General features: G+C 45.1%; 6 protein-coding genes. 2 read left to right on the top strand and 4 right to left on the bottom strand.

What is annotated here, in order from left to right; translation table 11 throughout:
- Nucleotides 1-63 precede the first annotated feature (63 nt).
- The 4 genes from PF479_RS16470 to PF479_RS16455 are packed head-to-tail and all read right to left on the bottom strand — an operon-like array spanning nt 64 to nt 1,837.
- On the bottom strand, nt 64-522 hold the full coding sequence (locus PF479_RS16470; RefSeq protein WP_298008773.1) for a hypothetical protein: 459 nt from the start codon (nt 520-522) through the stop codon (nt 64-66).
- Nucleotides 523-555: 33 nt separating this feature from the next.
- Entirely contained in the window at nt 556-1,008 is a 453-nt protein-coding gene (locus tag PF479_RS16465; RefSeq protein ID WP_298008771.1) for a MotA/TolQ/ExbB proton channel family protein, read from the bottom strand.
- Complete coding sequence (locus PF479_RS16460; protein ID WP_298008768.1) at nt 1,005-1,295, bottom strand: hypothetical protein; 291 nt, start codon at nt 1,293-1,295, stop codon at nt 1,005-1,007. Before PF479_RS16460 ends, PF479_RS16465 begins: the two co-directional genes overlap by 4 nt.
- On the bottom strand, nt 1,292-1,837 hold the full coding sequence (locus PF479_RS16455) for a sigma-70 family RNA polymerase sigma factor (protein ID WP_298008765.1): 546 nt from the start codon (nt 1,835-1,837) through the stop codon (nt 1,292-1,294). The genes PF479_RS16460 and PF479_RS16455 overlap by 4 nt, the downstream gene beginning before the upstream one ends.
- Before the next feature lie 138 nt (nt 1,838-1,975).
- Between PF479_RS16455 and PF479_RS16450 the strand changes: the two genes are divergently transcribed.
- Both PF479_RS16450 and PF479_RS16445 read left to right on the top strand, forming a co-directional pair.
- The gene (locus tag PF479_RS16450; protein ID WP_298008762.1) at nt 1,976-2,593 is read left to right on the top strand and encodes a hypothetical protein; all 618 of its coding nucleotides are present in this window, start codon (nt 1,976-1,978) and stop codon (nt 2,591-2,593) included.
- 51 nt (nt 2,594-2,644) lie between these two features.
- A complete protein-coding gene (locus PF479_RS16445; protein WP_298008759.1) occupies nt 2,645-2,986 on the top strand; it encodes a DUF5684 domain-containing protein in 342 nt (113 codons plus the stop codon).
- The last annotated feature ends 5 nt before the right edge of the window (nt 2,987-2,991 follow it).

Below are 2,991 nucleotides of genomic sequence, written 5' to 3'. Positions count from 1 at the left end.
ATCAGTGCCTCACAATCCAGGCTCAGTTATGACTTTCTGGGACTGGACATGCACTGATTGCCGTCAGAGGGCTGCCAACTCTTTCAGGGATGCCGGAGCAGGATCAAATAAGCCGGAGGATACCAGGAGCAGACCACTTACAAAGTCCAGTTCTCCCGGCTCTTCCAATCCTTTCTCCAGCAGACCCCGAGCCGATTGGAGGTAGATGTTTATATACTCTTCCTTGTCGGCCTCAGGGAGTACTTTTTCTTTGGGGATAAAGAGGATGGTGAAAATACCCTCTGGATTCAGACTCCCTGTGAGGAAATAGGAGGGATTTCCCGGCAGGGTAATGTTGTAGTGGTAATTCCTGTCTCCCTGATTGAACTCGGGAAGGATGCTGAAATACAGGTTCTTCTCATCCACAGCCAGCTTAAAGAGATAACCCCCCTTTTCAGTTCTGATTTTCTTGTTATTCAGACCATCCATCATGGTTTTTATCAGGCTGGGGCTTGCTTTTTGTCCATTCAGGATAATATTCAACTCCTTCATCCCCTTTAGTATAGTCTCTTGAGCCTATGCATTTCGAGCCTTTGAATCCAGGACCATCTTGAAGGGGAGAAATATAAGCAGACAGAAAAAGACCGAATAAAAGAGGGTGATCAGGGCCACCGCCATATTGGGACCTACATATTTTGTATCTTCCATATAGTAGGCCAGAACCACCATGATTCCTGTCAGAAACCCGAGCATTCCGGTCCCCAGGGTATAGAGACTGAGAGTCGAAAAATAGCGGCTTCCCGCCTTTGCGGTTTCGGAGTCGACTGTCGGATCAAACACAGCTTTGTAGTAGAGGATGGTCTGCTTGATCCCGATTTGAAAAACGGTGAGCAGCATGAGAAACAGCAGAATAATCAGCAGACTGGCTATATCAATAAAGATATAGGGTGCCGTTTCTGTTGACCATAAAATGGCTCCGAAGATTACAAAAAACAGGATCACATAGATAAAATAATGTAGTTTTTTCATAGATATACCTCACTTAAATTTTGTAACAGATAATCCCCCAACCGGGGGAAGGCCTCATGCATCCCCTGAATATCCAGCGCCTGGAGGGCCGGGCTGTAGGCAGGGTTACCCCAGACAGCGGCCATTATTGTCAGCATTCCGAAGATCAGGGCCGCCCCGGCACAGCGTAGAAGGAGTTCTGATCTGCCAGAGGGGAGTACAGGAAATTCATCCCCAAAGGGAAAGGGGGGGGCTTCCGGAATTGTCCTCTCCCAGGCGTCCCTGATAGATGACTTAAAACTTTTCACAGTAACATCTCCTCCTTCAGCTTTGCTTTTAGAATCTTCAAACGGTAGCGGATGGTCTCTGCCGGGGTCATCAGGACCCGGGCAATGGCTCTTCCTGATAAACCTTCATGGCAGTACAGAAAAAGTATTTTCCGATCCCTCACGTTCTGACGCTGTAGGAAATCATCCACTCTCTTTTCCGATTCAAGACGGATATACTGGGCTTCCGGGCCTTCATATGGACCCGGGATGAGGCTGATCATCTCTTCCGAATCCGGATTCTCCGATTCGGATTTCAGAAATTTGGATTGTTGCCGTTGCCAGTCCGTCCTTGTTCTGCCTGCAATGGTGTAGATCCATGTGGAGGGTGCAAAGACCGGATTGTAACTAGCTAAGGAGCGGAAGATCTTCAGCATGATCTCCTGTGTCAGATCATCCATGTCTCCCGATGGCACAGACCCCCTCAGGAAAATAGATATTTTAGGTGACCAGATGTCCCAGAGTTGCCTGATTGCCTTGTTGTCACCGCCTGCTCCTTTGATCAGGAGGCTCCTGTCATGCATGTCCATATTCAGATTATACGTGGTCAATGGCCGTTTGGGCGAAAGACTGTTCACTTTTTAAGAACCATTTTGCATTTTGGGACGACAGAAGGCCCAGTCCGGCATAAAATTTGTTTTTTATGAATGAAGGATAAAGCTATGAAAATAATTATTCTGATTTTTATTACTTCTTCTCTCTTGCTGGCGGTGGGATGCGGAAAAATATCCCAGGCTAAAAATGTATTGAAAACGGCGAAAACAATGGCAGAGACAGGAAGCAAAATAAAGGAGAATGATTCGTCCGAATCACAAAGTGAGATCCTGGATCTTACAGAAAAAGATGTAAGAGACTTTTACACTGCCGTCAGTATTCTAAACAAGAAATATCCTGATATAGAATTTGAATCGCCCGTGACAGCAGCCTTATCTGCCATGTCAGAAGGTCTTAATCTCGAAAGGATTGTAGACCAGGAAACAGATATTACTTTTACTCGGTACAATCAGCTGTCTACAGCCATTTTACTGGTAGAAACAGAGTCAATGGGAAGCAACTTTGCGATGGAAATGATTTCCTCCATGGAGGAAAGCCTGGCCGAATATGAATCTTTGGACAAGAGTGAAATGAGTGGGGAAGAAAAAGAAGCTATGGATACAGCCATGGATAATATGAGAGCAGATCTCGCTCAGGCTAAAACAGAAGCTGAATCAGCTGAAATGCAGAACTTATATGAAACCGCTTTGATGGTAGACAGTATCCGGGGTGAAATGGGGCTTTGACAGGCGAGTTTTTCCTGCCTGTTGTAAAAATATATTGATAAGGAGTTTCTGATGTCTGAATATTTTAATCCTTTGCTCGTCGTCTGGTGGATTCTTGTTGCAGCGGTATTGATTGTTGCTAACTGGAAGATCTTTGTAAAAGCGGGAAAACCCGGTTGGGCTATTCTTATTCCCATTTATAACATCATTGTCATGTTGCAGATTGTTGATAAACCGATATGGTGGCTTGTCATGCTCTTTATCCCGATTGCTAATATTGTTTTCGGTATCATGATTATTTATAACTTCGTTCTGAAGTTTGGTCAGCCGGGCTGGCATGTCATACTGGCACTCTTCATCGGTATTGTGTATTACCCCTATATTGCATTTTCAAAAGCATCTTACCAAGGTTAAAGGAG

The organism is Oceanispirochaeta sp., from assembly GCF_027859075.1.
Lineage (GTDB): Bacteria > Spirochaetota > Spirochaetia > DSM-2461 > DSM-2461 > Oceanispirochaeta.
The sequence above is the reverse complement of the archived record's forward strand: the minus strand, read 5'-3'. Positions and strand labels throughout refer to the sequence as shown.

Bases quoted from the DNA above. Each gene is read 5' to 3' on its own strand.
- PF479_RS16455 (WP_298008765.1), bottom strand. From the start codon at position 1,837: ATGCATGACAGGAGCCTCCTGATCAAAGGAGCAGGCGGTGACAACAAG.
- PF479_RS16450 (WP_298008762.1), top strand. From the start codon at position 1,976: ATGAAAATAATTATTCTGATTTTTATTACTTCTTCTCTCTTGCTGGCG.
- PF479_RS16445 (WP_298008759.1), top strand. From the start codon at position 2,645: ATGTCTGAATATTTTAATCCTTTGCTCGTCGTCTGGTGGATTCTTGTT.
- PF479_RS16465 (WP_298008771.1), bottom strand. From the start codon at position 1,008: ATGAAAAAACTACATTATTTTATCTATGTGATCCTGTTTTTTGTAATC.